The organism is Actinosynnema sp. NPDC023658, assembly GCF_040639995.1.
GTDB lineage: Bacteria > Actinomycetota > Actinomycetes > Mycobacteriales > Pseudonocardiaceae > Actinosynnema.
On the sequence record NZ_JBFAAX010000722.1, the window covers coordinates 1,320 to 2,902 of the forward strand.

Sequence of the window (1,583 nt, forward strand, 5' to 3'; positions counted from 1 at the left end):
CCCGTTCCCGTCTTCCCGGACGCAGGGGGAGTACGTGTCGGTGACTCTTCCCGCCTGCCCCGCGCGTCCTCGGACCGGGTGTGACCGCGGTCGTGACGAGGCGGGCGACGGGGTCACTCCCGCGCCGCCTCCCGGTGCCGGTCGGAGTGGCCGAGGTCGCGGTCGGGGGCGATCCGGTCGCGCACGAGCTGCTTGAGCGCCGCCATCTCGGGGAAGCCGCCCCGCTCCTTGCGCGACCACAGGGTCTCGCCGTCGAGGCGGACGTCGAACACACCGCCCGTGCCGGGGACCAGCGCGACCTCGCCCAGCTCGGTGGTGAAGGTGGTCAGCAGCTCCTGAGCGGTCCAGCCGGCGCGCAGCAGCCAGCGGCACTGCGTGCAGTACTCGATCTCCAGGCGGGGGGTTCTCGCGGTCACGACCCACAGTATCGCCGGCGGGGCGATGACCGCTCCGCGCCGGCGGGTGCGAGCCGGTGCCGGACCGACGTCACACGTACGAGTGGCAACCCGTCGACGTGGAATGGCACCGCGGCCGTGCGGCAACCCCCGGACGGCACCGGATCGGAGCGGACCAGCGGGTCCGGTGTCCGAGGCGGATCACCCGCCGTGACACCTGCGCGACCGGTCACCGGGCTTGGCGGGTCGTGCCTCGTCGGCGGGCGGACGCGCCGCAGCCGGCACCCCAGCCCGACGAGAGGACAACGACGACCATGCCCGCCGACCGACTCACCGTGCGCGGTGCCCCCACCGGCGCCACCGCGGCCGACATCTCACTCCTGACCGTCGACCCGAGCCGGTTCCCCGCCGTGTGGGAGGCGTACCGGCACGGCTTGGACGAGGTGTGCTCCGGCATCGGCGCGGGTGGTGCGATCCCGGGACCGGAGGCGCCCGCCGGCGTCACGACGGTCGTCGTGGCCGCCACCCCGGACCAGGAGGTCGTCGGTGGTGTCCTGCTGCGCGACCGCACGGACGTCCCCCGGCGGACCGGGCTGCCGCACCTGGCCGCCGCCGTCGCCGAACGCCTGCCCGAAGGGGTGAGCGAGGTGGGCGGCTGCTGGGTCCTGCCCGCCTGCCGGGGCCGGGGTCTCGGCGTCGCGCTCGTCCGGGAAGCCGTGCAGGTCGTCGCCGGTCGCGGGAGGTGGACGGTCGCGCTGGCCAACCGGTCCGGCCTGGGCACCGCCGTCCGCGCGGGGTTCGTGCCGGACGACCGCTTCCGGGACCTCCCGCTCCCCGACGCCCGTTCTCCCCGCACCCTCTGCTGGTTCGACCACTGCGCCGAGGACCGCTGACGACGAACCCGTGGGCTCGCCGCCGGACGGCCCGCGCGAAGGCGCGCGGCGGAGCCGGGAACGTGGTCCGGGCACCGTGAGGCGCGGGGCCGGTGCCAGCCCCCAGCTATGACACCGGCCCCTCCGGCGGAAGAACAGGCGGGCAGTCCCACCTTCCGCCGTCATGACCGGCGGTGGTACCGCGGGCCCCAGGACCCACCACCGCCGGGAGGACCGTCACCAGGCGCGCGCCGACCCGACGCCGTGCGGCCCGGCGGCCAGGGGCACGGCGGCGGCTTCGACGATGCGCTCGAAG

At 76.0% G+C, this 1,583-nt stretch carries 2 protein-coding genes; one reads left to right on the plus strand and one right to left on the minus strand.

What is annotated here, in order from left to right; genetic code table 11:
• Positions 1-113 precede the first annotated feature (113 nt).
• A complete protein-coding gene (locus AB0G02_RS33785; protein ID WP_360802501.1) occupies positions 114-416 on the minus strand; it encodes a SelT/SelW/SelH family protein in 303 nt (100 codons plus the stop codon).
• 293 nt (positions 417-709) lie between these two features.
• Between AB0G02_RS33785 and AB0G02_RS33790 the strand changes: the two genes are divergently transcribed.
• Complete coding sequence (locus AB0G02_RS33790) at positions 710-1,288, plus strand: GNAT family N-acetyltransferase (RefSeq protein ID WP_360802504.1); 579 nt, start codon at positions 710-712, stop codon at positions 1,286-1,288.
• Positions 1,289-1,583 lie beyond the last annotated feature (295 nt).

Coding starts and splice junctions, on each gene's coding strand:
- AB0G02_RS33790 (WP_360802504.1), top strand. CDS start 710: ATGCCCGCCGACCGACTCACCGTGCGCGGTGCCCCCACCGGCGCCACC.